The organism is Streptomyces sp. NPDC051582 (assembly GCF_040681715.1).
In the GTDB taxonomy this organism is placed as follows: Bacteria; Actinomycetota; Actinomycetes; order Streptomycetales; family Streptomycetaceae; genus Streptomyces.
Map to the genome: position 1 here is coordinate 1 of NZ_JBFAZJ010000008.1, position 21,171 is coordinate 21,171.

20 protein-coding genes and 5 tRNA genes are annotated in these 21,171 nt (G+C 73.5%); 9 read left to right on the forward strand and 16 right to left on the reverse strand.

All coding sequences use genetic code 11. The features are described 5' to 3' along the window. Positions 1-166 precede the first annotated feature (166 nt). On the forward strand, positions 167-703 hold the full coding sequence (locus AB0M92_RS12880) for a DsbA family protein (RefSeq protein WP_366102175.1): 537 nt from the start codon (positions 167-169) through the stop codon (positions 701-703). A gap of 20 nt (positions 704-723) precedes the next feature. Here the strand turns inward: AB0M92_RS12880 and AB0M92_RS12885 are convergent, their stop codons facing one another. The 3 genes from AB0M92_RS12885 to AB0M92_RS12895 form a co-directional block, all read right to left on the reverse strand. Beyond that, on the reverse strand, positions 724-1,548 hold the full coding sequence (locus AB0M92_RS12885; RefSeq protein ID WP_366102176.1) for a GNAT family N-acetyltransferase: 825 nt from the start codon (positions 1,546-1,548) through the stop codon (positions 724-726). 63 nt (positions 1,549-1,611) lie between these two features. Beyond that, on the reverse strand, positions 1,612-2,436 hold the full coding sequence (locus tag AB0M92_RS12890) for an aminodeoxychorismate lyase (protein WP_366102177.1): 825 nt from the start codon (positions 2,434-2,436) through the stop codon (positions 1,612-1,614). Positions 2,437-2,452: 16 nt separating this feature from the next. Continuing rightward, a complete protein-coding gene (locus AB0M92_RS12895) occupies positions 2,453-3,508 on the reverse strand; it encodes a chorismate-binding protein (protein WP_366102178.1) in 1,056 nt (351 codons plus the stop codon). Positions 3,509-3,687: 179 nt separating this feature from the next. Between AB0M92_RS12895 and AB0M92_RS12900 the strand changes: the two genes are divergently transcribed. The 5 genes from AB0M92_RS12900 (at position 3,688) to AB0M92_RS12920 (ending at position 4,177) form a co-directional block, all read left to right on the forward strand. Further along, positions 3,688-3,760: transfer RNA gene (locus AB0M92_RS12900), tRNA-Gly, on the forward strand. A gap of 39 nt (positions 3,761-3,799) precedes the next feature. After that, positions 3,800-3,873, forward strand: a tRNA-Cys gene (locus tag AB0M92_RS12905). A 1-nt stretch (position 3,874) separates the two neighbouring features. Next, positions 3,875-3,946 (forward strand) — tRNA-Val (locus AB0M92_RS12910). Positions 3,947-3,980: 34 nt separating this feature from the next. After that, positions 3,981-4,052 (forward strand) — tRNA-Val (locus tag AB0M92_RS12915). 50 nt (positions 4,053-4,102) lie between these two features. Next, positions 4,103-4,177 (forward strand) — tRNA-Val (locus AB0M92_RS12920). 92 nt (positions 4,178-4,269) lie between these two features. Here the strand turns inward: AB0M92_RS12920 and AB0M92_RS12925 are convergent. From AB0M92_RS12925 to AB0M92_RS12935, 3 genes are all read right to left on the reverse strand, one after another. Then, positions 4,270-4,575: a zf-TFIIB domain-containing protein gene (locus AB0M92_RS12925; protein WP_366102179.1), complete on the reverse strand. Its 306-nt coding sequence runs from the start codon at positions 4,573-4,575 to the stop codon at positions 4,270-4,272. Positions 4,576-4,640: 65 nt separating this feature from the next. After that, complete coding sequence (locus tag AB0M92_RS12930; protein ID WP_366102180.1) at positions 4,641-5,663, reverse strand: phosphotransferase; 1,023 nt, start codon at positions 5,661-5,663, stop codon at positions 4,641-4,643. 231 nt (positions 5,664-5,894) lie between these two features. Then, the gene (locus tag AB0M92_RS12935; RefSeq protein ID WP_030157329.1) at positions 5,895-6,080 is read right to left on the reverse strand and encodes a hypothetical protein; all 186 of its coding nucleotides are present in this window, start codon (positions 6,078-6,080) and stop codon (positions 5,895-5,897) included. A gap of 563 nt (positions 6,081-6,643) precedes the next feature. On the opposite strand from AB0M92_RS12935, the gene AB0M92_RS12940 reads away from it, so the two are divergent. Next, a complete protein-coding gene (locus AB0M92_RS12940) occupies positions 6,644-7,882 on the forward strand; it encodes a serine/threonine-protein kinase (protein WP_366102181.1) in 1,239 nt (412 codons plus the stop codon). On the opposite strand, the gene AB0M92_RS12945 is transcribed toward AB0M92_RS12940, so the two are convergent. The 8 genes from AB0M92_RS12945 to AB0M92_RS12980 all read right to left on the reverse strand — a co-directional run bounded on the left by AB0M92_RS12945 (position 7,879) and on the right by AB0M92_RS12980 (position 18,583). Then, the gene (locus AB0M92_RS12945) at positions 7,879-8,730 is read right to left on the reverse strand and encodes an RNA methyltransferase (RefSeq protein ID WP_366102182.1); all 852 of its coding nucleotides are present in this window, start codon (positions 8,728-8,730) and stop codon (positions 7,879-7,881) included. The two genes, AB0M92_RS12940 and AB0M92_RS12945, sit on opposite strands and share 4 nt — an antisense overlap. A 58-nt stretch (positions 8,731-8,788) precedes the next feature. Beyond that, positions 8,789-10,009 (reverse strand): uroporphyrinogen-III C-methyltransferase, encoded by a 1,221-nt coding sequence (gene cobA / locus AB0M92_RS12950; RefSeq protein ID WP_366102183.1) that lies wholly within the window; start codon positions 10,007-10,009, stop codon positions 8,789-8,791. 161 nt (positions 10,010-10,170) lie between these two features. Further along, a complete protein-coding gene (cobT, locus tag AB0M92_RS12955; RefSeq protein WP_366102184.1) occupies positions 10,171-13,449 on the reverse strand; it encodes a nicotinate-nucleotide--dimethylbenzimidazole phosphoribosyltransferase in 3,279 nt (1,092 codons plus the stop codon). 271 nt (positions 13,450-13,720) lie between these two features. Then, positions 13,721-14,944, reverse strand: coding sequence for a precorrin-6y C5,15-methyltransferase (decarboxylating) subunit CbiE (gene cbiE / locus AB0M92_RS12960; protein WP_366102185.1), 1,224 nt, complete (start codon positions 14,942-14,944; stop codon positions 13,721-13,723). A gap of 104 nt (positions 14,945-15,048) precedes the next feature. Then, positions 15,049-15,750: a GNAT family N-acetyltransferase gene (locus AB0M92_RS12965; protein ID WP_366102186.1), complete on the reverse strand. Its 702-nt coding sequence runs from the start codon at positions 15,748-15,750 to the stop codon at positions 15,049-15,051. A 152-nt stretch (positions 15,751-15,902) separates the two neighbouring features. Further along, positions 15,903-16,760 (reverse strand): MetQ/NlpA family ABC transporter substrate-binding protein, encoded by an 858-nt coding sequence (locus AB0M92_RS12970; RefSeq protein WP_366102187.1) that lies wholly within the window; start codon positions 16,758-16,760, stop codon positions 15,903-15,905. A gap of 93 nt (positions 16,761-16,853) precedes the next feature. Beyond that, positions 16,854-17,522 (reverse strand): methionine ABC transporter permease, encoded by a 669-nt coding sequence (locus tag AB0M92_RS12975; RefSeq protein ID WP_366102188.1) that lies wholly within the window; start codon positions 17,520-17,522, stop codon positions 16,854-16,856. Next, a complete protein-coding gene (locus tag AB0M92_RS12980; RefSeq protein ID WP_366102189.1) occupies positions 17,519-18,583 on the reverse strand; it encodes an ATP-binding cassette domain-containing protein in 1,065 nt (354 codons plus the stop codon). The genes AB0M92_RS12975 and AB0M92_RS12980 overlap by 4 nt, the downstream gene beginning before the upstream one ends. A 646-nt stretch (positions 18,584-19,229) precedes the next feature. Between AB0M92_RS12980 and AB0M92_RS12985 the strand changes: the two genes are divergently transcribed. Together AB0M92_RS12985 and AB0M92_RS12990 are read left to right on the forward strand one after the other, a co-directional pair. Next, positions 19,230-19,598, forward strand: coding sequence for a hypothetical protein (locus tag AB0M92_RS12985; protein ID WP_366102190.1), 369 nt, complete (start codon positions 19,230-19,232; stop codon positions 19,596-19,598). Continuing rightward, a complete protein-coding gene (locus AB0M92_RS12990) occupies positions 19,591-20,007 on the forward strand; it encodes a hypothetical protein (protein WP_366102191.1) in 417 nt (138 codons plus the stop codon). The genes AB0M92_RS12985 and AB0M92_RS12990 overlap by 8 nt, the downstream gene beginning before the upstream one ends. 33 nt (positions 20,008-20,040) lie before the next feature. On the opposite strand, the gene AB0M92_RS12995 is transcribed toward AB0M92_RS12990, so the two are convergent. Both AB0M92_RS12995 and AB0M92_RS13000 read right to left on the reverse strand, forming a co-directional pair. After that, positions 20,041-20,544, reverse strand: a complete 504-nt coding sequence (locus tag AB0M92_RS12995; protein ID WP_366102192.1) for a GNAT family N-acetyltransferase — start codon at positions 20,542-20,544, stop codon at positions 20,041-20,043. 37 nt (positions 20,545-20,581) lie between these two features. Beyond that, positions 20,582-21,097: a sigma-70 family RNA polymerase sigma factor gene (locus tag AB0M92_RS13000; protein ID WP_366102193.1), complete on the reverse strand. Its 516-nt coding sequence runs from the start codon at positions 21,095-21,097 to the stop codon at positions 20,582-20,584. Between the last annotated feature and the right edge of the window lie 74 nt (positions 21,098-21,171).

Below are 21,171 nucleotides of genomic sequence, written 5' to 3' on the forward strand. Positions count from 1 at the left end.
CGCGGTGTCCGGTGCGTGCTCTCGGCGTGCCGGGCGGAAGCCCGTGTACTGGACGTACTCGGGATTTCGCCCGGTGCGGCGAGAGCGCGTGCCGGACGCCGCGGGACAGGCGGGACTTCGCGGACACCCCTAGGGGTCGCGCCTCCTCCTCAGGGGGTGCGTTTCGATGACGGCGCCCGGTGGCTGGGACACTGGACCCATGACCGATTCCGTGATCCTCGACGTCTGGTGCGAACTCCAGTGCCCGGACTGCCACCGTGCCCTGGACGACGTACGCGCCCTGCGGGCCCGCTTCGGCGACCGGCTGGACATCCGGCTGCGCCACTTCCCGCTGGAGAAGCACAAGCACGCCTTCGCGGCCGCGCAGGCCGCCGAGGAGGCCGCGGAACAGGGCCAGGCCTGGCCGTACGTGGAGGCCGTCCTGGCCCGCACCGCGGAGCTCGGCGAGCGCGGCGAGGCCGTCCTGCTGGACGTGGCGCGCGAACTCGGTCTCGACGCAGAGGAGTTCGACACCGCACTGATCGACGGCCGGCACATCCTGATCGTCGACGCCGACCAGGCCGAGGGCAAGGCCATCGGAGTGACCGGCACCCCGACGTACGTCATCGACGGCGAGCGCCTCGACGGCGGCAAGAGCCAGGAGGGCCTGCGCGCCCGCATCGAGGAGATCGCGGACCGCCTGCTGTCCGCCGACGGGGCGTAGGCACCGCCGGCGGACAGCCCTTACAGCAGGTCCTTGGCGTAGTTGACGTGCGCCGTCCGGTAGCCGAGCGACTCGTACAGCCGCAGGGCCGGGGTGTTGCCCGCGAAGACCTGGAGGCCGAGGACGCGGTGACCCCCGGCGAGGGCCGTGCGCTCGGCGAGGAGCATCAGGTCGCGCCCGTACCCCCGGCCCCGGTGCTCCTCCGCGACGGCGACGTCGAAGACGTACGCGCCCCCGTCGCGGGGCGCCGACCACACGTGGCCGACGGGGACGCCGTCCGCCTCCAGGACGGACAGGGTGGCGCCCTCGGTGGCCAGTCCGTGGGGCAGCGCGCGCTCGTGGTCGGCCACCGACTTCGCCCGCGCGGCCTCCGCCGGCATGCCGCGGCTGGTCCAGTCCTCGGCGTAGCCCTCGACCGCACCGACGAGCCAGACCTCGTACTCGGCCTCCGTCATGGGGCGGCCGAGGACCCCCGCGCGGAGCTCGGGCGGCTCCGCCGGGAGGTCCTTGGCCATGTACCGGCTGTACTCGGCGTACCCGAGCGCCTGCGCCATCCGCAGGCCGCCCGCCGAGGCCACGGGTACGGAGACCCGGACCCGGCGGCAGCCCCAGCCGCGCAGCACCTCCTCGGCGGCCAGCGCCCCGACCGTGGCGCGCCCGCGCCGCCGGTCCGGCTCGTCGACGGCGAGGTCGCGTATCTCGCCGACGGTCGGCCCGAAGGGCGTGTCGCAGGCGACCAGCAGCGCGCCGACGCGCCGGCTGTTGACCCGGATCTCGTACGGGCGCGACCGCGCGCCCCCGCTGCTCTGCTGAAGCGGCCCGCTCGGCCGCAGGGTGGTGGTCATCAATCGAGTTCTACCCGCCCGGCGGCCCCGTGCGACAGCCATTAAGCGGGCGGATCCGTCGGCTCAGGGATCGAGGTCCGCGCCTGCCCGCGCCTCGAAGATCCGCATGGCCTCGGCGGTGACCGGCCCCGGCACGGCCGCGACCGTGGCGCGCCCGTCGACCCGGTGGACGGCCTGCACGTCGCGCAGCGTGGAGGTCAGGAAGATCTCCTCGGCCTGCTCCAGCGCCTCGAAGGGCAGGTCCGTCTCCTTGGCCCCGGCCCACTCCACGACGAGCGCCCGGGTGATTCCGGCGAGGCAGCCGGAGGCGAGGGGTGGCGTGTGCAGCTCCCCGTCGAGGACGACGAACACGTTGGAGCCGGTGCCCTCGCAGAGCCGTCCGACGGTGTTCGCGAACAGGGCCTCGGAGGCCCCGGCCCGGTGGGCGGCGGCCAGCGCGACGACGTTCTCCGCGTACGAGGTGGTCTTCAGTCCGGCCACGGCGGAGCGCTCGTTGCGCACCCAGGGCACGGTGATCACGGCGGTGGTGTCCGGTCGGCGGACCTCCTCGGCGACGGCCACGACGAGGGTGGGGCCGGCGTCGCCGCGGTCGGAGCCGAGGGGGGACACACCGCCGGTGTAGGTGATGCGCATGCGGGCGAGCGGCAGCGGGTTGGCCTCCAGGACGGCCGCGCAGGCCCGGCGCACCTCGTCCGGGTCGGGGTCGGCCAGTCCCAGGCCGCGGGCCGATCGGGTCAGCCGGTCCACGTGCCGGGTGAGCGCGAAGGCGGTGCCGCGCTCCGCCTTCACGGTCTCGAACACTCCGTCGCCCACGGTCAGCCCGTGGTCGAAGACGGACACCTGTGCGCTGTCGGCGTTCCGCAGCGCGCCGTCGAGCCAGATCCTCACCGTACGATCCCTCCGATCACCCAGGGGTGCCGGTCACCTCATGGGTTCCCGACGCTACCCGGAGCAACCGGGCGGCCTTCAGTTCCGTCTCGGCCCATTCGCGGTCGGGGTCGGAGCCCCAGGTGATGCCGGCGCCGGTGCCGAAGAGCAGGCTCGGGCCGCCCGGACGCCGGCGGTCGATCCAGAAGGTGCGGATGCCGACGGCGAGCTCGGCGGTGCCTCGGTCGGCGTCGACCCAGCCGATGCCCCCGCAGTAGGGGCCGCGGGGGGCCGTCTCCAGGGACTCGATGATCCGCAGCGCGGAGGACTTGGGGGCGCCGGTGACGGAGCCGGGCGGGAAGGTGGCGGCGAGCAGCTCGGGCCAGCCGGCGCCCGCGGCGAGTTCTCCGCTGACGGTGGAGACGAGGTGGACCAGGCCCGGGTGCTCCTCGACGGCGCAGAGCTCGGGCACGGTGACGGAGCCGGTGGCGCAGACCCGTCCGAGGTCGTTGCGTACGAGGTCCACGATCATGACGTTCTCGGCGTGGTCCTTGGGCAGGAGGTCGGCGGCGGTACGGCCGGTGCCCTTGATGGGGCCGGACTCCACGTGGCGGCCCGCCCGGCGCAGGTACAGCTCGGGGGAGGCGGTGGCGATCTCCACCCCGTGGGCCGGGAGCCGAATCGTTCCTGCGTACGGGGCCGGGTTGCCCCGGGCGAGCAGCGCCGTGAGGGCGTCGACGTCGGCGCGGTCGGGGTCGGGCAGCGGCGCGGACATCACGCGGCAGAGGTTGGCCTGGTAGACCTCGCCGGCGGCGATGTGCTCGCGGATGCGGCGTACGCCGGCCGTGTAGGCCGCGCGGTCGAGGGAGGAGGACCACTGGTCGGCGGCGGGGCCGCGCCAGGCCCCGGGGACGGGCGCCGGGACGGGGTCGGGGCGTATGTCGCCGAAGCGGGCGCAGACCAGCCTGCCCTCGAAGTCCGCGGCGACCGCCCAGAAGCCCGTCGAGTCGAGGGCGGAGGGGTCGCTGGTGACGTCTCGGAGGTCGGTCGCGAGGAGGCCGCCGAAGCGGGCCAGGGGAAGCAGGTCGTGCACGGCTGCGAGTCTATGACCGGTGAGGCCGCGGCGCCGGAGAGGTGACCGCCGGGTGACCGGTGGTGATCGAGCGGCAGCACGCTGCGGAAACGCGTTTTTGAGCTGGACGGGGAATCCGCTAGAGTTCAACACGTCGCCAGGGAGCGAAGGGGAAAACCCCGGAGCGAACACGGTGACCTGCGGACGTAGCTCAGTTGGTAGAGCACCACCTTGCCAAGGTGGATGTCGCGAGTTCGAGTCTCGTCGTCCGCTCGAAGTGGGGGATCTTCCCGAGAACCCCTGCAGCATCATGGTGGAGTGGCCGAGAGGCGAGGCAACGGCCTGCAAAGCCGTCTACACGGGTTCAAATCCCGTCTCCACCTCCAAGGACGATTAGCTCAGCGGGAGAGCGCTTCCCTGACACGGAAGAGGTCACTGGTTCAATCCCAGTATCGTCCACTGGTCCGCAAGGACCTGATCCGCAAGGGTCCCCGCGCGATTAGCTCAGCGGGAGAGCGCTTCCCTGACACGGAAGAGGTCACTGGTTCAATCCCAGTATCGCGCACGCAGCACCTGTAACACCTTGCTTGAACTGCGGTTTCGCACCGTGGTCCCGCGCGATTAGCTCAGCGGGAGAGCGCTTCCCTGACACGGAAGAGGTCACTGGTTCAATCCCAGTATCGCGCACCACCTCCGGAAGCCCCGGCCGTTCCCACGGCCGGGGCTTCCGCGTTGCCGGGGCTCCTGCGCTGCCGGTGCGGCCGGGGCCGCACCGGCCCGGCTCAGGAGGAGAAGAGCATCCGGCCGAAGCCGCCCTTGTGGTGGCCGTGGTGGCCGTGACCATGGCCGCCGTGGTGCGGGGCGCCCCAGGCGGGGGCGGGGGCGTGTGCGGCCGGGTAGGGGGCCGGGGGCGCGGCGGGCGGCGGGACCTGGCCGTACTGGCCGCCGGTGAACTGGGACTCCAGGCGGGTCAGCGCCTCCAGCTCGCCGTAGTCGAGGAAGATGCCGCGGCAGTTGCTGCACTGCTCGATCTGGACACCGTTGCGGTTGTAGGTGTGCATCATCGCGTGACACTTCGGACACTGCATGACCGGATCAACTCCTCGCCGTCTGCTTCGCCACCGGATGCATGCCCGGTGGCGTGAAGCTCACCCTACGACGGAGCCTGCGGCTCCAAGTCGGGCGGGAGGGAGGCAATTCGGGCACAGGACTCCACCATCAGCCGCTCCACGTCCTCAAGTCGGCGTCGGCTTTCTGCCGATTTGGCCAGGGCGAGGGCGGCGGTCTGCACGGTCAGGGCCCGGGCGGCGAGGTCCAGTTCCGGCCAGGGGTCGGAGCCGGGCGGCCCGGCCGCGGGGCCGCCCGCGGCGCGGTAGGAGTCGAGGAAGCGGACCCAGGCGCCGGTGTCCAGCAGCCCGGCGGCATACCAGGCGGCCGGCCGGGCCAGGTCCCAGGCGGGGGTCCCGATGCCGAGGTCGTCCACGTCGATGAGCCGCCAGCCCCCGTCGGGGCCGGGCCCCCGCACCAACTGCCCCAGGTGCAGGTCCCCGTGGCACAGGGCCCCGCCCCGGGGCGCCGGGGCCTCGCCCCGCACCCAGGCCGGCAGGGTCCGTGCGGCGGCCCGTACGAGGTCCCCGGCCGGCCGGCCCTCGGCGGGGCCGGGCACGACGGCGGACCCGGGCCGCGTCCCGGCGGCGCTCCGGACACCGTCCTGGCTGCGGACCGCTCCGGGAACCGTGGCGCGGGACAGGCGGCGCAGGGCGCGGGCGAGCTTGGCCGGGCCGCGCATCGGGGGGACCGGACCGGGCAGCCGGTGCAGGGGGACCTGGTGCAGCGCCGCCAGCAGCCGCCCGGCCGCCTCCCAGGGGGCGTCCTCGGGCCGCTCCGGGTCGACCGGGGCCCCGTAGGGCCACAGGGAGACCGGCCGGCCCCCCAGGTAGCCGACCTCGGGGCGCAGCGGGGCCAGCAGCACCCCGGCCAGCGCCTCGTCCGCGGCGATCCGCATCCGTACGGCCAGGCCCGCCCGGTCGCTGTCCCCGGCGTGCGCCTTGGCGACGATCTCGCCGCAGCGCACGACGGTCCCGTCCTCGCGCTCGGCGAGCAGCTCGTACGGGGCGCCCCGCTCCCCCGCGCCGGCGTACGCCGCGAGGGCGGCGGGCAGTGGCTCCTGGTTCATCGCGGCTCCACGGCTCCCGTCACTGGCTTCTCGGAAGCAGATTACGGAACCCCGGGGCCGCGTGGAGCGGCGGACGGCCGCGCGGGAGGGCATGAAAAAGGGTGCTGCCCGTCCGACTCCCCAGTCGTACGGGCAGCACCCTTCACCTGCCGTCCGTCGCGCCCCCGTCCCCACGGGGTTCGACAGGCCGATGTCCCGGTCCGGGCCGCTCTCCCGGACCCGGGGCGCCGCTCAGCGCCCCAGCATCACGCCCACGGACGACGCCTGTGCCGCCACCTGGTCGAATCCTCCGAAGAGGAAGAGCAGGAGGGCGGCCAGGGGGAGCACCATGGCCGCGGCCACCAGTGGGTGGCGCGTGCCGGACTCATGGCCGTTGAACGCGAATGCCTTGCGTCCGTGCCGCGTGATGTCCGCCATGGTCCTCTCCCTGTCGGTTGACAGCGGCGGGCTTGTGACCTCGGGGGACGAGTGCTCCACCCGCCGCTTGTCCTCAACACTAGGTGCGGCGAAGTGCCCTGGCGTCCTGCCCTCGTACCCTTTGGCAGGCCTCCAAGAGGATGACGGACGGCGACGCGTGTACTCCCCTGGGTGGAGACCGCTCCCCCGTTGTGGGGGTCATCCCGGAGGGGATGACCGGAGGGTAGTGAGTTCGCTCACTTCCGTCACCCCCCGCGCATGCGTGTCCGTCGACGGGGTACGCACAAGATCACCCCGCGCAGCCCGCCCGGCGCACGCGCTCCGGCCCTTCGCGCGCCCCGCGCACGACCCCTGCCGGATGCCCAATCCCCTTGGTCCGAGGGCCGTTTGGCCGTACCGGCAAGTGCCTTGCGGACAGGGGTCCGTGCGGGTGAGGAACCCTCAAGTGGGTTGCCCCGCACTGACGATCGAATCTTCCGGCGAGGGCGCGGCCTCTGAGCGCTCGTGGCGGATGGTCCGTAAGCTGTGGCACGTCAACAGGACGACCGGTCAGCGGGGTGGACATGGCGATGATGCGGCTCCGGCGCGAGGACCCGCGTGTCGTCGGCTCATTCAGGCTGCACCGACGGCTCGGTGCCGGCGGCATGGGCGTGGTCTACCTGGGTTCGGACCGGCGCGGCCAGCGGGTCGCGCTCAAGGTGATCCGGCCCGACCTGGCCGAGGACCAGGAGTTCCGCTCGCGCTTCGCGCGCGAGGTGTCCGCCGCCCGGCGCATCCGCGGCGGGTGCACCGCGCGCCTGGTGGCCGCGGACCTGGAGGCGGAGCGCCCGTGGTTCGCCACGCAGTACGTGCCCGGCCCGTCCCTGCACGACAAGGTGGCCGAGGAGGGTCCCCTCACGGCCGCGCAGATCGCCGCGATCGGGGCCGCGCTCTCCGAGGGACTGGTCGCCGTGCACGAGGCGGGGGTCGTCCACCGCGATCTCAAGCCCTCGAACATTCTTCTGTCCCCCAAGGGCCCCCGGATCATCGACTTCGGGATCGCCTGGGCCACCGGCGCGAGCACGCTCACCCACGTGGGCACGGCCGTCGGCTCCCCCGGCTTCCTCGCCCCCGAACAGGTGCGCGGGGCGGCCGTCACCCCGGCGACCGACGTGTTCGCGCTGGGGGCCACCCTCGCCTACGCGGCGACCGCCGACTCGCCTTTCGGGCACGGCAGTTCCGAGGTCATGCTGTACCGCGTGGTGCACGAGGAGCCGCACCTGATCGGGGTCCCGGACGCGCTGGCACCCCTCGTACAGGCCTGCCTGGCCAAGGATCCCGAGGAACGGCCCACCACGCTCCAGCTGTCGATGCGGCTGAAGGAGATCGCGGCCCGCGAGGCGCAGGGGCTGTCCGACGGGCGCCCGCCGGCGCAGCGCGCGCGGGCCGCCGAGCGGCCGACGGGACGCCTGGCCGACGCGTACGCGGACCAGCGCACGGAGCGGCGTACGGGCGGCACCCCCGCGCCCCAGGGACCGGACCAGGGTCACGGGCAGGGACAGGGCGGCCCGAACAGCGGTGGGCACGCGCGCCCGTCGAACTCCCGGCCCTCGTCCCCTCGCCCTTCGTCCTCGCGGAACCCGGGCGGCCCCTCCTCCCGGCCGACGGCCGGGCGTACGGGCGGCCGCCAGGCCCCGCGCACGACGGGAGCGGGGCGGCGCCCCTCGCGACCGGACCCCCGGCTGATGCGGCAGCGACTGATCGTGTTCGTCGTGGTGACGCTGATCGTGGCGCTGGGCATCGCCGCAGCCCAGAAGTTCTAGAGCTCCGGGGCGGCCGGGGCCGGGGCCTGGGGCGGACGGGTCGCGTAGAAGGCCACCGCCGAGGCCGCGGCCACGTTCAGGGAGTCGATCCCCTCCGCCATCGGGATCCGGACCCACTCGTCGGCCGCGCGCAGCGCGTACGTCGACAGGCCGTGACCCTCGGAGCCGAGCATGATCGCCGAGCGTTCGAAGCGCTCCGGCGGCACCTGGTCCAGCGGCGTGGCCTTCTCGCTCGGCGTCATCGCCAGGATCCGGTAACCCGCCTCGCGGACCTTCTCCAGGTCGGCGGGCCACTGCTCCAGGCGCGCGTACGGAACCGAGAACACCGAGCCCATCGAAACCTTGATGGCGCGGCGGTAGAGGGGGTCCGCGCAGTCCGGGGAGAGCAGTATCGCGCTGATGCCGAGGGCCGCGGCGCTGCGGAAGGCGGCGCCCAGGTTGGCGTGGTCGACGAAGCCCTCGAAGACGGCGATGCGGTGGCCCCCGGCCGCCCCTTCCGCCGCGAGCAGTTCGTCGGCCGCCGGCAGCGGCTTGCGCTGCATCGAGGCGAGGGCGCCGCGGTGCACGTGGTAGCCGGTGACGCGTTCGGCGAGCTCCGGGGTGACGGCGTAGACCGGCGCCGGGAGCTCGTCGATGACGTCGCGCATGACGTCGACCCACTTGGCGGAGAGCAGCATCGAGCGCATCTCGTACCCGGCGTCCTTGGCGCGCCTGATCACCTTCTCGCCCTCGGCGATGAACAGGCCTTCCGCGGGCTCGCGCCGGCGCCGGAGTTCGACGTCGGTCAGCCCCGTGTAGTCGCGCAGACGCGGGTCGTCGGGGTCTTCGACGGTGATGAGATCAGCCACAGGGTGATACTGCCTTGTCCGGGGTGTGGTGCCAACGGCCGTGCGGGCCGCGGGTGTTTCAGGCGGTGGGCGCGGCGGAGGCCGCGACGTTGACGACCTCGCCGATCACGATGACCGCCGGCGGACGGATCTCCGCCGCCCGTACGGTCTCGCCGACGGTGGCGAGGGTGGCGTCCACGCGCCGCTGGGTCGCCGTGGTGCCCTCCTGGACGACCGCGACGGGGGTGTTGGCGGGGCGGCCGTGCCGCACCAGGGCCTCGGCGATCAGGCCGATCTTGTCCACGCCCATGAGGATCACCAGGGTGCCGGTGAGCTTGGCGAGGGAGGCCCAGTCCACCAGGGAACGCGGGTCGTCGGGGCCGACGTGGCCGCTGACCACCGTGAACTCGTGCGCCACACCGCGGTGGGTGACCGGGATGCCGACGGCGCCGGGCACCGAGATGGAGCTGGAGATGCCGGGGACGACGGTGCAGGCGATGCCGGCCTCGGCGAGGGCCTGGAGCTCCTCCATGCCGCGGCCGAAGACGTACGGGTCCCCGCCCTTGAGCCGGACCACGGCCTTGCCGGCCTTGGCGTGCTCGATCAGGGCGTTGTTGATGGCCTCCTGGGCCATGTACCGGCCGTACGGGATCTTCGCGGCGTCGATGACCTCGACGTGCGGCGGGAGTTCGTCGAGGAGGTCGCGCGGGCCGAGCCGGTCGGCGATGACCACGTCGGCCTCGGCGAGGAGGCGGCGCCCGCGGACGGTGATCAGGTCGGGGTCGCCGGGGCCGCCGCCGACGAGGGCGACGCCGGGCGTGCGGGGGCGGTTCCTGGTGAGGGAGCCGTCGCGGAGCCCCTCGACGACCGCGTCGCGGACGGCGGCGGAGCGGCGGGGGTCGTTGCCGCTCAGGACGGCGACGGTGACGCCCTCGACGCGGCCGGTGGCCGGGGTCCAGGCGGTGGCCGCCTCGGCGTCGTCGGCGCGCACGCACCAGACGCGACGGCGCTCGGCCTCGGCGGAGGCGGCGTCGTTGGCGGCGCGGTCACGGGTCGCGATCAGCGCGTACCAGGCACCGTCCAGGTCCCCGTCCTGGTAGCGGCGGCGCTCCCAGCGGATCTCGCCGGTCTCGGCCATGGCGTCCACGGAGGGCGTCGCCGAGGGCGAGACGAGCAGGACGTCGGCGCCGGCCGCGACGAGCGCGGGCAGTCGGCGCTGGGCGACCTGGCCGCCGCCGATGACGACGACGCGGCGGCCGGCGAGACGGAGGCCTACGGGGTAGGCGGAGTGTTCGGCCATGGCGGTGCGGCTCCCGATGCGGCGGTGTGTGCAGGCCGCTGCTGCGCTGGAGCGGCTTTGGGTGTGACGTGCGGTTTTGCTGTCCGGGTCCACGATACGACCCGGCACGTCCGCCGCTGCGCGGGGCCTTTCCCCCACTCGCCCCGCGCAGCGGGTCCCGACTACTTCTCGGTGACTCCGGCCGAGTCGAACGTGGCGACCTCGTGCATCGCGCGGGCCGCGCTCTGGACCAGCGGGAGGGCCAGCAGGGCGCCCGTGCCCTCGCCGAGGCGCAGGTCCAGGTCGACCAGCGGACGCAGGCCCAGCTTGTTCAGGGCCGCCACGTGACCCGGCTCCGCGCTGCGGTGGCCCGCGATGCACGCCGAGAGGGACTCCGGGGCGATGGCCCGGGCCACCAGGGCCGCCGCGCCCGCGCTGACACCGTCCAGGATCACCGGGGTGCGCAGCGAGGCCGCGCCCAGGATCATGCCGACGATGGCCGCGTGCTCCAGGCCGCCGATGGCCGCGAGGACGCCGATCGGGTCCGCCGGGTCCGGCTGGTGGAGCTCCAGTGCGCGGCGTACGACCTCGACCTTGCGGGCGTGGGTCTCGTCGTTGATGCCCGTGCCGCGGCCGGTGACCTCCGCCGGGTCGACCCCGGTGAAGACCGAGATCAGGGCTGCCGACACCGTCGTGTTCGCGATGCCCATCTCGCCCGTCAGCAGCGCCTTGTTGCCCGCAGCGACGAGGTCGCGGGCCGTCTCGATGCCCACCTCGATGGCCGCGACGGCCTCCTCGCGGGTCATCGCCGGGCCCGTGGAGAGATCGGCGGTGCCCGGACGGACCTTGCGCGGGAGCAGGCCGGGAGTGGCGGGGAGGTCCCCGGCCACGCCGACGTCGATCACGCAGACCTCGGCGCCCACCTGGTTGGCGAAGGCGTTGCAGACCGCGCCGCCGCCCAGGAAGTTGGCCACCATCTGTGTGGTGACCTCCTGGGGCCACGGGGTGACGCCCTGGGCGTGCACCCCGTGGTCGCCCGCGAAGATCGCGACCGCGGCCGGCTCCGGGATCGGCGGCGGGCAGACCCGGGAGAGGCCGGAGAGCTGCGCGGAGATGATTTCGAGCATGCCCAGGGCCCCCGCGGGCTTGGTCATGCGCTTCTGGCGCTCCCACGCCTCGCCGAGCGCCTTCGCGTCGAGCGGGCGGATACCGGCGACGGTCTCGGAGAGCAGGTCGTGCGGCGCCTCGCCGGGCAGCGCGCGGCGGCCGTACGTCTCCTCGTGCACGACCCAGGCCAGCGGCCGGCGCTGCGACCAGCCGGCCTGTGCCAGCTCGGGCTCCTCCGGGAACTCGTCCACGTAGCCGACGCACAGGTACGCGACGACTTCCAGGTGCTCCGGCAGGCCGAGTTCGCGGACCATCTCGCGCTCGTCGAAGAAGCTGACCCAGCCGACGCCGAGGCCTTCGGCGCGCGCGGCGAGCCAGAGGTTCTCGACGGCGAGGGCCGAGGAGTACGGGGCCATCTGCGGCTGGGTGTGCCGGCCGAGGGTGTGGCGGCCGCCGCGGGTGGGGTCGGCGGTGACGACGATGTTCACCGGGGTGTCGAGGATGGCCTCGATCTTGAGTTCCTTGAACTGCTTCGCCCGGCCCTTGGGGAGCGACTTCGCGTAGGCCTCGCGCTGGCGCTGGGCGAGCTCGTGCATGGTCCGGCGGGTCTCGGCCGACCGGATGACCACGAAGTCCCAGGGCTGGGAGTGGCCGACGCTGGGCGCGTGGTGCGCGGCTTCCAGGACGCGCAGGAGCACCTCGTGCGGGATCGGGTCGGTGCGGAAGCCGTTGCGGATGTCGCGGCGTTCGCGCATGACGCGCAGCACGGCCTCGCGCTCGGCGTCCGCGTACGCGGGGGCCGCCTCGCCCGCGGAGGGCTCCACCACGGGCGCGAGGGGGACGAACTGCTCGGGCGCGGCCTCGGCGGCGGCCTCGGCCACCGGCTCGGCGGCCGGTACGGCGGCCGGCTCGGGCTCCGCGGCGGCGAGCGGCTCCGGCGCGGCTCCGCCGGCCGCTCCGGGCTCCGCGGCCTCGGTCCCCGGGGCCGCCTCCGGTACGGGCTCCAGGGCGACGGGGGCCGCAGGGGCCTCGGGGGCGGCCGGCTCGACGAGCTCGACGACCTCGACGGACTCGGGCGCCTCGGGGGTCTGGACCACCGCTTCCGCGGCCAGGGCCGCGGGCTCCGGCTCGGCGGCCGGTGCCTGGGCCGGCGCGGCCTCGGCCACGACGGGCTCGGGCTCCGCGGCGGGCGCCGCCGGGGCCTCGACGGGCTCCGCGGCGGCGGGCTCGGGCGCCGGCTCCACGGCGGCGACCACGACCTGCCGGGGCTCCGGCGCCGCGACCGGCTCCGGCTGGGGTGCCTGCGCGGCGGCGGGGACCCCGGCGGCCGCCGGCGCCTCGGGCGCCATGACGGGCTCGGGCACCACCACGGGTTCGGGGGCCATGACGGGCTCCGGCACGACCACGGCCTCGGGCACGACCACGGCCTCGGGCGCCATCACGGGCTCGGGCACCACGGCGGGCTCGGGAACGACGGCGGGCTCGGGCACCACGGCGGGCTCCGCCACGACGACGGGCTCCGGCGCCATGACGGGCTCCGGGGCGGCCACGGGCTCCGGCGCCGGCTCCGCCGTCCACGGGGCTCCGGCCTGCGGCGGGATCTCGCCCGGCTGCGGCGCGGCCGCAGCGGCGGCCTCGGGGTGCGCGGCGTCCAGGTACTCGGGACCCGCGGTCGGCGGTCCGGCCACCTGGACCGGGATCGGCGCCACGGGAGCGGCGACGGGTGCGGCCGCGGGAACCGTCACCTGCGCCACGGGCACGACGGGCGCCGCCGGCGCCGCGGCCGGGCCCCGGTCGGCGAGGGAACGTACGACTCCGCCGGTGGCCTCGGGCACGGGCGGGCCCATGTGCAGCGGCCGGCGGGGGGGCCCGGGCGGGGTCACGGGCGCGGCCGCAGCCACCGGGGCGGCCGCCGGCGGCGGGACCACGAGGCCGCCGAGGTCGAGGGCGCCGGAATCGCGGCCACCGGCCTCGTGCGCACCGGCGCTGTACGCGGAGTCGCCGTACGACGGGTCGGGGAACGCGGGGTAGGCGGCCTCGGCGTAGGCGACCGGTGCCTCGGGGTACTCGGCGTAGGGCGCGTCGCCGTAGGAGTTCTCGGCCGGGAAGACCGGCGCCGGCGGGACGACCTGCGGATCGCTCCACGCGCCCTGGCCGCTGGGCATCAGCAGCAGTTCCTCGTCCTCCGGCTCGGCCGGATCGTCCACGAGGTCCTGGAAGGCGTAGCCGCCCTGGACGGGAGCGGGGGCGGGGGCGGGGCCCGGGTGCTGGACCGGAGCGGGAATGCCCTGCTGATCCACCATGCCCGCGCTGTCCGGGAGACCCTCGCCCGGTACCTGGCCGGTGTCAGTCATGCGTACCCCTCGCCCATCGGTTGTGCGTCTTCGATCGCCCGGCGCCCGAGCGGGGTTGCCGTACGACGTGTCCGTCACGCGCACGCCCCGCACGACAACCCGTAAGCATTGTCGCGCCCGTTAGCCACCATGGCGGCCATAACCGGCATGGTGCGCTGTGGACTGCGCCACGTCGCGCGTCCGGCGGTGCCGTCACCCCCGGAGATGCCAGGGCGGTACGACGATCGGCCAGCCTACCCCGGCCTCCGCCCCGGGCGGTCTCGGGGACCGCTCAGCGGTTCACGGGGCGTTCGGCTGCCAGCAGGAAGACGACGGAACGGTCCTGTTCGCTCCAGGTACGGGTGTCCAGGCCCACCGACTGGAGCAGCGCGCACTCGACGGTGTAACCGCCCTCGGCGAGGGCGCGGCCGATCGCCTCCGCCTCGTCGCGGGTGGAGGCGTGGCTGACGATCCGTTCGGGGCGGCGGTCGGCGACGGCCCGGGCGACCGCGGCTCCCCCGCCGCCGACGCGGACGACGTCGGGTTCGGGAAGGTCCTCCAGTACGTGCGGTGCGCGCCCGGCGACCACCTGGAGCTGTACGCCGCGCTTGCGGGCGGCCGCAGTTGCGCGCTCGCAGGCGCGCGGGTCGGCGTCGACCGCGATGACGGCGGCGCCGAACGCGGCGGCCTCGACCGCGAGGGCGCCGGAGCCGGTGCCGATGTCCCAGACGAGGTCGCCGGCGCGCGGGCCGAGGCGGGCGAGCTGGGCGGCGCGCAGCAGCGCCGACTCCCCTTCTCCTGCGTCGGGCCCGGGCCGGGCCCAGCCGCGGCCGCCGGTGTGGGCGGCGCTCTGGCCGAGGAGCCAGGCCGGGTCGGCGGCCGCGGCGAAGGGGGCGGCGGGGGCGGCGACGGCCTGTCCGCCGATGACGATGACGACGTTGGGGTCGCGCCAGCTGTGGTCGGCGACCCGGTCGGAGGTCAGGACGGTCACCTGTTCCTTGACGGTGCCGAGCTCCTCGCAGATGACGAAGGTGCGGTGGACCCCGCCGAGCAGCAGGGCGAGTTCGGCGGGCCCGGCGCCGGGCGAGGTGAGGACGGCGACCTTGGCGTGCGCGCGGCAGACGTTGACGGCGCGGCGCAGCGTACGGGGGTGGGCGACGACGACCTGGGCGTCGTCCCAGGGCATCCCGGCGCGGGCGAAGGCCGCGGCGACGGCGGACACGGCGGGGACGACCTCGACCTCAAGGCCGTGTTCCGGGGCGCGCAGGGTGCGTACGGCGCCGAAGAAGCCGGGGTCCCCGTCGGCGAAGACGACGGCCGTGCCGCGGTGGCCGGCGATGCGCCGGGCGGCGAGACCGAGGCTGCCCAGGCGGATGCGCTCGGCGGTGGGCGGCACCTCGGGCAGGGCGAGGTGGTGGGCGGCGCCGGCCACGAGGGTGGCGGCGGAGAGCGCGGACCGGGCGGCCGCGGTCAGGGGCGAGCCGTCCCAGCCGATCACCGTGACCCGGTCGGCCATCGTCGTCAGTCTCCTGGGGTGGGGGCGGGCGGAGCTTCGTCGGCGGGAGCCGGCGGGCGGGCCACCAGGCACGGTGAGACTACCTGGTCATCGGGTCGGCCCGGTCAGCTCCAGTCGGCACCGACGGCGTAGCCGCTCGCGCCCGCCCGGGCGCCGCGGCCGTAGCCGTAGTCGTCGTGGCCGTTGTAGCCGCTGTAGCCGTCCGACTCCGCCATGTCCTCGATGTCCTCGGGGAGCAGGCTCCAGACGATGAGGTCGGTGCGGGTCTCCGTCCAGGAGCCGTCCGTTGCGTTTTCGGGCCGGGTGCGCACCAGCCACGCGTTGCGCAGGACGCCTTCGCTGATGCAGCCGATCTTCTGGGCGACCTGCTGGGAGGCGGTGTTGTCGGCGGCGGTGCGCAGTTCGAGGCGCTCGAAGCGCTGGTCGTCGAAGAGCCACTGGGCGACGGCGAGCACGGATTCGCTGGCGTAGCCCTCACCGCGGGCCCAGGGGGCGGTGACGTAGCCGACCTCGGTGCTGCGGGTGCGCCAGTTGGTGTTCTTGAGGTGCACGATGCCGACGAGACGCTGGGTGAGGAATTCGGTGACGGCAAAAACGATGCCTCTGCCTTCGGTGCGCTCCGCGTGGGACTGCGCGGTGGCCCAGGCGTGGGCGTCGGCATGGGTATAGGGGTGCGGCGCGGAGGTCCAGGCGGTGACGTGCTCGTCGTTCATCATCTCGGCGAGCGCGGTGACGTCCTCCCCGTCGAAGGGGCGCAGCACCAGCCGGTCCGTGCTGATGGTGACGTCCGGGAAGGTGGTAGTCATGCGCAGCTCCATGCCGTTGCTGGACCTTTGTGCGGGCCGTAGGCACAGCATGCAGCATCGGCGGTGGGATGTGGCGGCCGGGTTGCCCGGAAGCGGGCAGCGCTCGGCCCCGCACGCCCGCGGGGCGTACGGGGCCGATCAGCGGTTCGGGATCAGGCCTTCGGGGCGCCGAAGGCCGGGACGACCGAGCCCTGGTACTTGTCCTCGATGAACTTCTTGACCTCGTCGGAGCCCAGGAGCTTTGCGAGCTTCTCGATCCGCGGGTCCTTCTCGTTGCCGGCCTTCACCGCGAGGAAGTTGGCGTACGGGTTGCCCTCGGCCTTCTCCAGGGCCAGCGCGTCCTTGGCGGGCGAGAGCTTGGCCTCCAGGGCGTAGTTGCCGTTGATGACCGCGGCGTCCACGTCGTTCAGGGCGCGCGGGACCGTGGCGGCCTCCAGCTCCTTGAACTCCAGGCCCTTCTTGTCGGTGATGTCGGACAGCTTGGCGCCGGTGCCGACACCTTCCTTGAGGGTGATCAGGTTGTTCGCGGCCAGCAGCTGGAGCGCGCGGCCCTCGTTGGTGGTGTCGTTGGGGACGGCGATGGTCTGGCCGGCCTTGATGTCGCCGAGGGCCTTGACCTTCTTGGAGTAGAGGCCGAGGGGCTCCAGGTGCACGTTGACGACGGGCACGATGTGGGTGCCGTTCTTCTTGTTGAAGTCGTCGAGGTACGGCTTGTGCTGGAAGTAGTTGCCGTCGACCTGGCCCTGCTCGGTGGCGGTGTTGGGGAGCACGTAGTCCGTGAACTCCTTCACCTCCAGCTTGAGGCCCTCCTTGGCCGCCAGCTTGTCCTTGACGAAGTTCAGGATGTCGGCGTGGGGGCTCGGGGAGGCGGCGATGACGAGCGGCTTGCTCTCGTCGACCTTGCCGCCGTCGGCCTTGGTGGAGGACGGGTCCGAGGAGCTGCCGCAGGCGGTGAGGCCGAGGGCGAGCGCGGCGGAGGCGGCGGCGAAGGCGGTGATGTTCTTACGCACGAAGAGTGCCTTTCTTGCTTTTTCCGGATGGAGGCCCAAGCACGACAAGTGCGGGCTTTCGGGAAGGGGGTTCAGGGGTGCCGTGGGCCCGGTTCAGGCTGTCCGGCCGCGGCGGGCGAGAAGGCGTACCACGCCGTCGCCGATCAGCTGGATCACCGTGACGATGGCGATCAGGACCACGACGGTGGCGAGCATGAAGCCGGTCTCGAAGCGCTGGAAGCCGTACGTGATGGCCTTGGAGCCGAGGCCTTCGCCGCCGACCGCGCCGGCCATGGCCGAGTACCCGATCAGGGTGATCAGGGTGGTGGTGACGGCGGCGACCAGCGAGGGCAGGGCCTGCGGCAGGAGCACCTTGCCGACGAGGGTGGGGACTCCGCCGCCCATGGACTCGACGGCCTCGACGAGACCGTGGTCCACCTCTCGGACGGCCGTCTCGACGAGGCGGGCGAAGAAGGGGACGGCACCGATGGCCAGCGGGACGATCATGGCGGTGGGGCCGATGAAGGTGCCGACGACGGCGGTGGTGACCGGGATCAGGGCGATCAGCAGGATGATGAACGGCAGCGAGCGGCCTATGTTCACGATCACGCCGAGGACCTTGTTGAGCGGCCGGTTCTGCAGGAGGCCGCCCTTGTCGGTGAGGACGAGGAGGATGCCGATGGGCAGTCCGCCGGCCACGGTCGCCAGGGTGGACCACAGCACCATGTAGAGGGTGTCGTACGTGCCCTGGGTGAGCAGGGGCTGCATCTCGGACCAGGTCACTTGGCACCATCCTCGACCAGTGCGGCCAGTTCGTTCTCAAGCGTGCCGGCGGCGTCCTCTTCCTCGACGACGTCCACCTGGAGGCCCTGTTCGCGCAGGAAGCCGACGGGCACGACGTTGTCCTCGTAGCGGCCGGGCAGCTCGATGCGCATGCGGCCGATCTGGCGGCCGGCGACGGTGTCCATCGCGGCGCCGAGGATCGAGATGTCGATGTTGTACGTCCGCGACAGCTGGGAGATGACCGGCTGGGTGGCGGCCTCGCCGTGGAACGTGACGTCGACGACCGTGCGGTCGGGGCCGGTGGCGACGCCGCTGACGGGGAAGAGCTCCCCGGCGAGTTCGGAGCCGGGGGTGGCGAGCAGTTCGGAGACGGTGCCGGACTCGATGATCCGGCCCCGCTTCATGAGCGCGGCCGAGTCGCAGACGGTCTTGACGACGTCCATCTCGTGGGTGATGAGCAGGACGGTCAGGCCGAGCTGCTGGTTGAGGTCGCGCAGCAGCTGGAGGATCGAGCGGGTGGTCTCGGGGTCCAGGGCGCTGGTGGCCTCGTCGGAGAGGAGCACCTTGGGGTCGCCCGCCAGGGCGCGGGCGATGCCGACGCGCTGCTTCTGGCCGCCGGAGAGCTGGCCGGGGTAGGCCTTGGCCTTGTCGGACAGGCCGACGAGGTCGAGCAGTTCGAGGGCCTTGCGGGAGCGCTCGCGGCCGGAGACCCCGAGGATCTCCAGGGGCAGCTCGATGTTGCCCTGGACGGTGCGCGAGGACAGCAGGTTGAAGTGCTGGAAGACCATGCCGATGCGGCTGCGGGCCTCGCGCAGCTCCTTGCCGGCGCGGCGGCCGCGGCCGGCGAGCGCGGTGAGGTCGACGCCGTCCACGGTCACGGTGCCGGTGGTGGGGCGCTCCAGCAGGTTCACGCAGCGGATCAGGGAGGACTTGCCGGCGCCGCTCTGGCCGATGACTCCGTAGACCTCGCCCTCGCGGACGTGGAGATCGACGCCGTCCAGGGCGGTGACCTCGCGGCCACGGGACTGGTAGACCTTCGTGAGGCCCGATGTGGTGATCACAGGAATTCCGTCGCTGTCGAGTGCACGGCGCAGCGGGGTGCCGGCACGGGGCAAACATCTGGGGACGCGATACGGGTCGAACCGTCACAAAGGGACGACGTCAACGCGTGCGCGGGGCAGGAGCGGTCCGTGGTGTGCGGACGGGCTCGGCCGGGTCTCGCTTCGGGGCGCGAAACGGCAGGAAAGGGGCCCTCAGAAGGCGCACATTCGACACATACAACGAGCACCGGGCGTCATCGTCGCCTCGGTCGCAAGGGTGCGGCTGCTCGTCGTGGTCATGGGCTCCAGTAAAGCAGACGTATCCCGTCACCGATCAAAGCTGTCCGGATAGCGGACGGATTCCGGCCGCATACCGGACGCTTCGGTCGGCTCGGGCCGTCCGTGGACACCACGAAAGCCCAGGCGCTGACCTGCACGGACACCGCCGAGAGGCCCCGTACGACCACGTCCGCGTCAAGCGCGGCGGCGGTGTGCGCTGTGGTCAAGGCCACGGTCCGCAGCGCGCCGGGCGGCCGCGAGCGGGAAGGGTCCGGTTCGGGCCCGCCACGGGTGACGTGGTCGGCGGCCACCCGTTCCACGCCCTCCGGCACAGCCCGCCCGCAGGGGCGCGCGCACCGGGCCTTTCGGCCCGTAATACCCTCGCTGCATGCTCGACGCCCTGACGGTCGCCCTCGGCGCGGCCGCACTCGCCCTCGCCGCCTGGTGCGGATTCGCCGCCCTGCGGGACCAGCCCACCAAGGACTGGCACTTCATCGGCATGGGCGTGGTGACCCTGCTGGCCCTGGCCCAGCTGGTGATCGGCGTGGTCGAGCTGGCCCGGGGCGGCAAGCCCGACGAGGGCACGGTGATCTTCGTGGCCTACCTGATCGGTGCCTTCGCGGCGGTCCCCGCCGCCGGGCTGCTCTCGCTGAGCGAGCGGACCAAGTGGGGATCGGTGACGGTGGCCGCGGGCGCACTCGTCCTCGCCGTCCTCGAAGTACGCCTCTACGACATCTGGGGGACTCCCGGTGCCTGACACGACGAGCGCCGCTCCGGGCGAACGCAAGCGGCTGGTCTCCGGGCCCGGGCTGCTGCTGGTCTGGCTGTACGGGGTGATGGTGGTGGGCGCGCTGTCGCGCTCGGCCTACCAGATCTCCACCGAGTTCGACCGGGCGCCGCTGGCGTACTCGCTGTCCGGCGCGGCCGCCCTGGTCTACGCGTTCATCACGTACTCGCTGGTGCGCGGCGGGGAGACGGCCCGCAAGGCGGCGCTGATCTGCTGCGCCGCCGAGCTGGCCGGAGTGCTGGCGGTGGGCGCCTGGACGCTGGTGCGCCCCGAGGCGTTCCCGGACGCCACCGTGTGGTCGGACTTCGGGATGGGCTACCTGTTCATCCCGGTGATCCTGCCCGTCACCGGGATGCTCTGGCTGCGCGCCAGGCGCTGAGCTTCAGGTCACGGGGCGTCAGGACGCCGAGCGTCAGGCGCTGACCGCGAAGTCGGCCGCGTCGGCCTCCTTCTCCAGGATGACCAGGCGTACGCCGTCGGAGGCCGTGCGGCCGCCCACCTGTACGTAACCGGCCTTGCGGTACAGGCGCAGGTTGGACTCGCTCTTGTGGCCGGTGTGCAGGCGGAAGCGCGTGGTCTCGGCCTGGCCCGCGAGGGCCTCCTCCACCGCGCGCAGCAGCCGGGCGCCGAGACCGTGACCCTGCAGGCGCGGGTGGACGCAGAGCTTTGCGATCTTGCCGGTGCCGTCATCGTCGACGCTGCCGCGCACGGTGCCGACCACCTCGTCGCCGAGCCGGGCCACGAGCACCGTGTCCGCCGCCAGCTCCGCCTTGAGGGAGTCCAGGGTCTGGGTGAGCGGCTGGATGAGGTAGTTGCCGTACAGCTCGGCCTCACGCTGGAACGCCAGGTACTGCAGTTTGAGGATCTGCTCAGTGTCCTCGGCAGCTGCCGCCGAAATGGTCACGCTCATGCCCATGTGCGCATGCCTCCCGCTCACCTGGTAGCCCATTGGTCTACCGCTCCCTTCCCCGAAGGCGAGGAGCCGCAACCTCTGACGCGAGCATTCTGCGCAGACATCCCAGGCAACGGGAACGGACGGGTCCCAAACTTCCTTGTGAGATACCCAACTCTCCTGCGATTTCACGGTAAGTGAGGTCTCTGGGCGAAAGAAGTGCCCCCATGAGCTCCGGACACCGTCCGGGCAATCGGGCGACGGCCGATCGCAGGGCCCGCTTCTCCTCCCCGTGCAGCAGGGCGTCTTCGGGTCCGGCACCCGCGCTTCCCGGCCTGCAGCCGTACGGGATCTCGCGGCGGGCGCGGCGCCGGGCGAGCCGGGCTTCGGCGCGGACCGCGCGGCGCAGCCAGCGGGCCGGTTCGGCGGGGGCGGGGTCGTGTTCCAACAGCCTGACCCAGACGGCTTGCTCCAGGTCGGCGGCTTCGACTCCCGCGCCCGGGGCCTCCGCCGCCGCCTCGGCGGAGAGCAGCGGGCCCAGTTCGTTCAGGAGGTCGGAGTCCTTCAGCAGGTCCATGCCGGGCGGGACGCGCGGGCCGTGCCCGGCGGTTTCCACACCCGGCACAGCCCACCCGTACGTGATATTCCGCT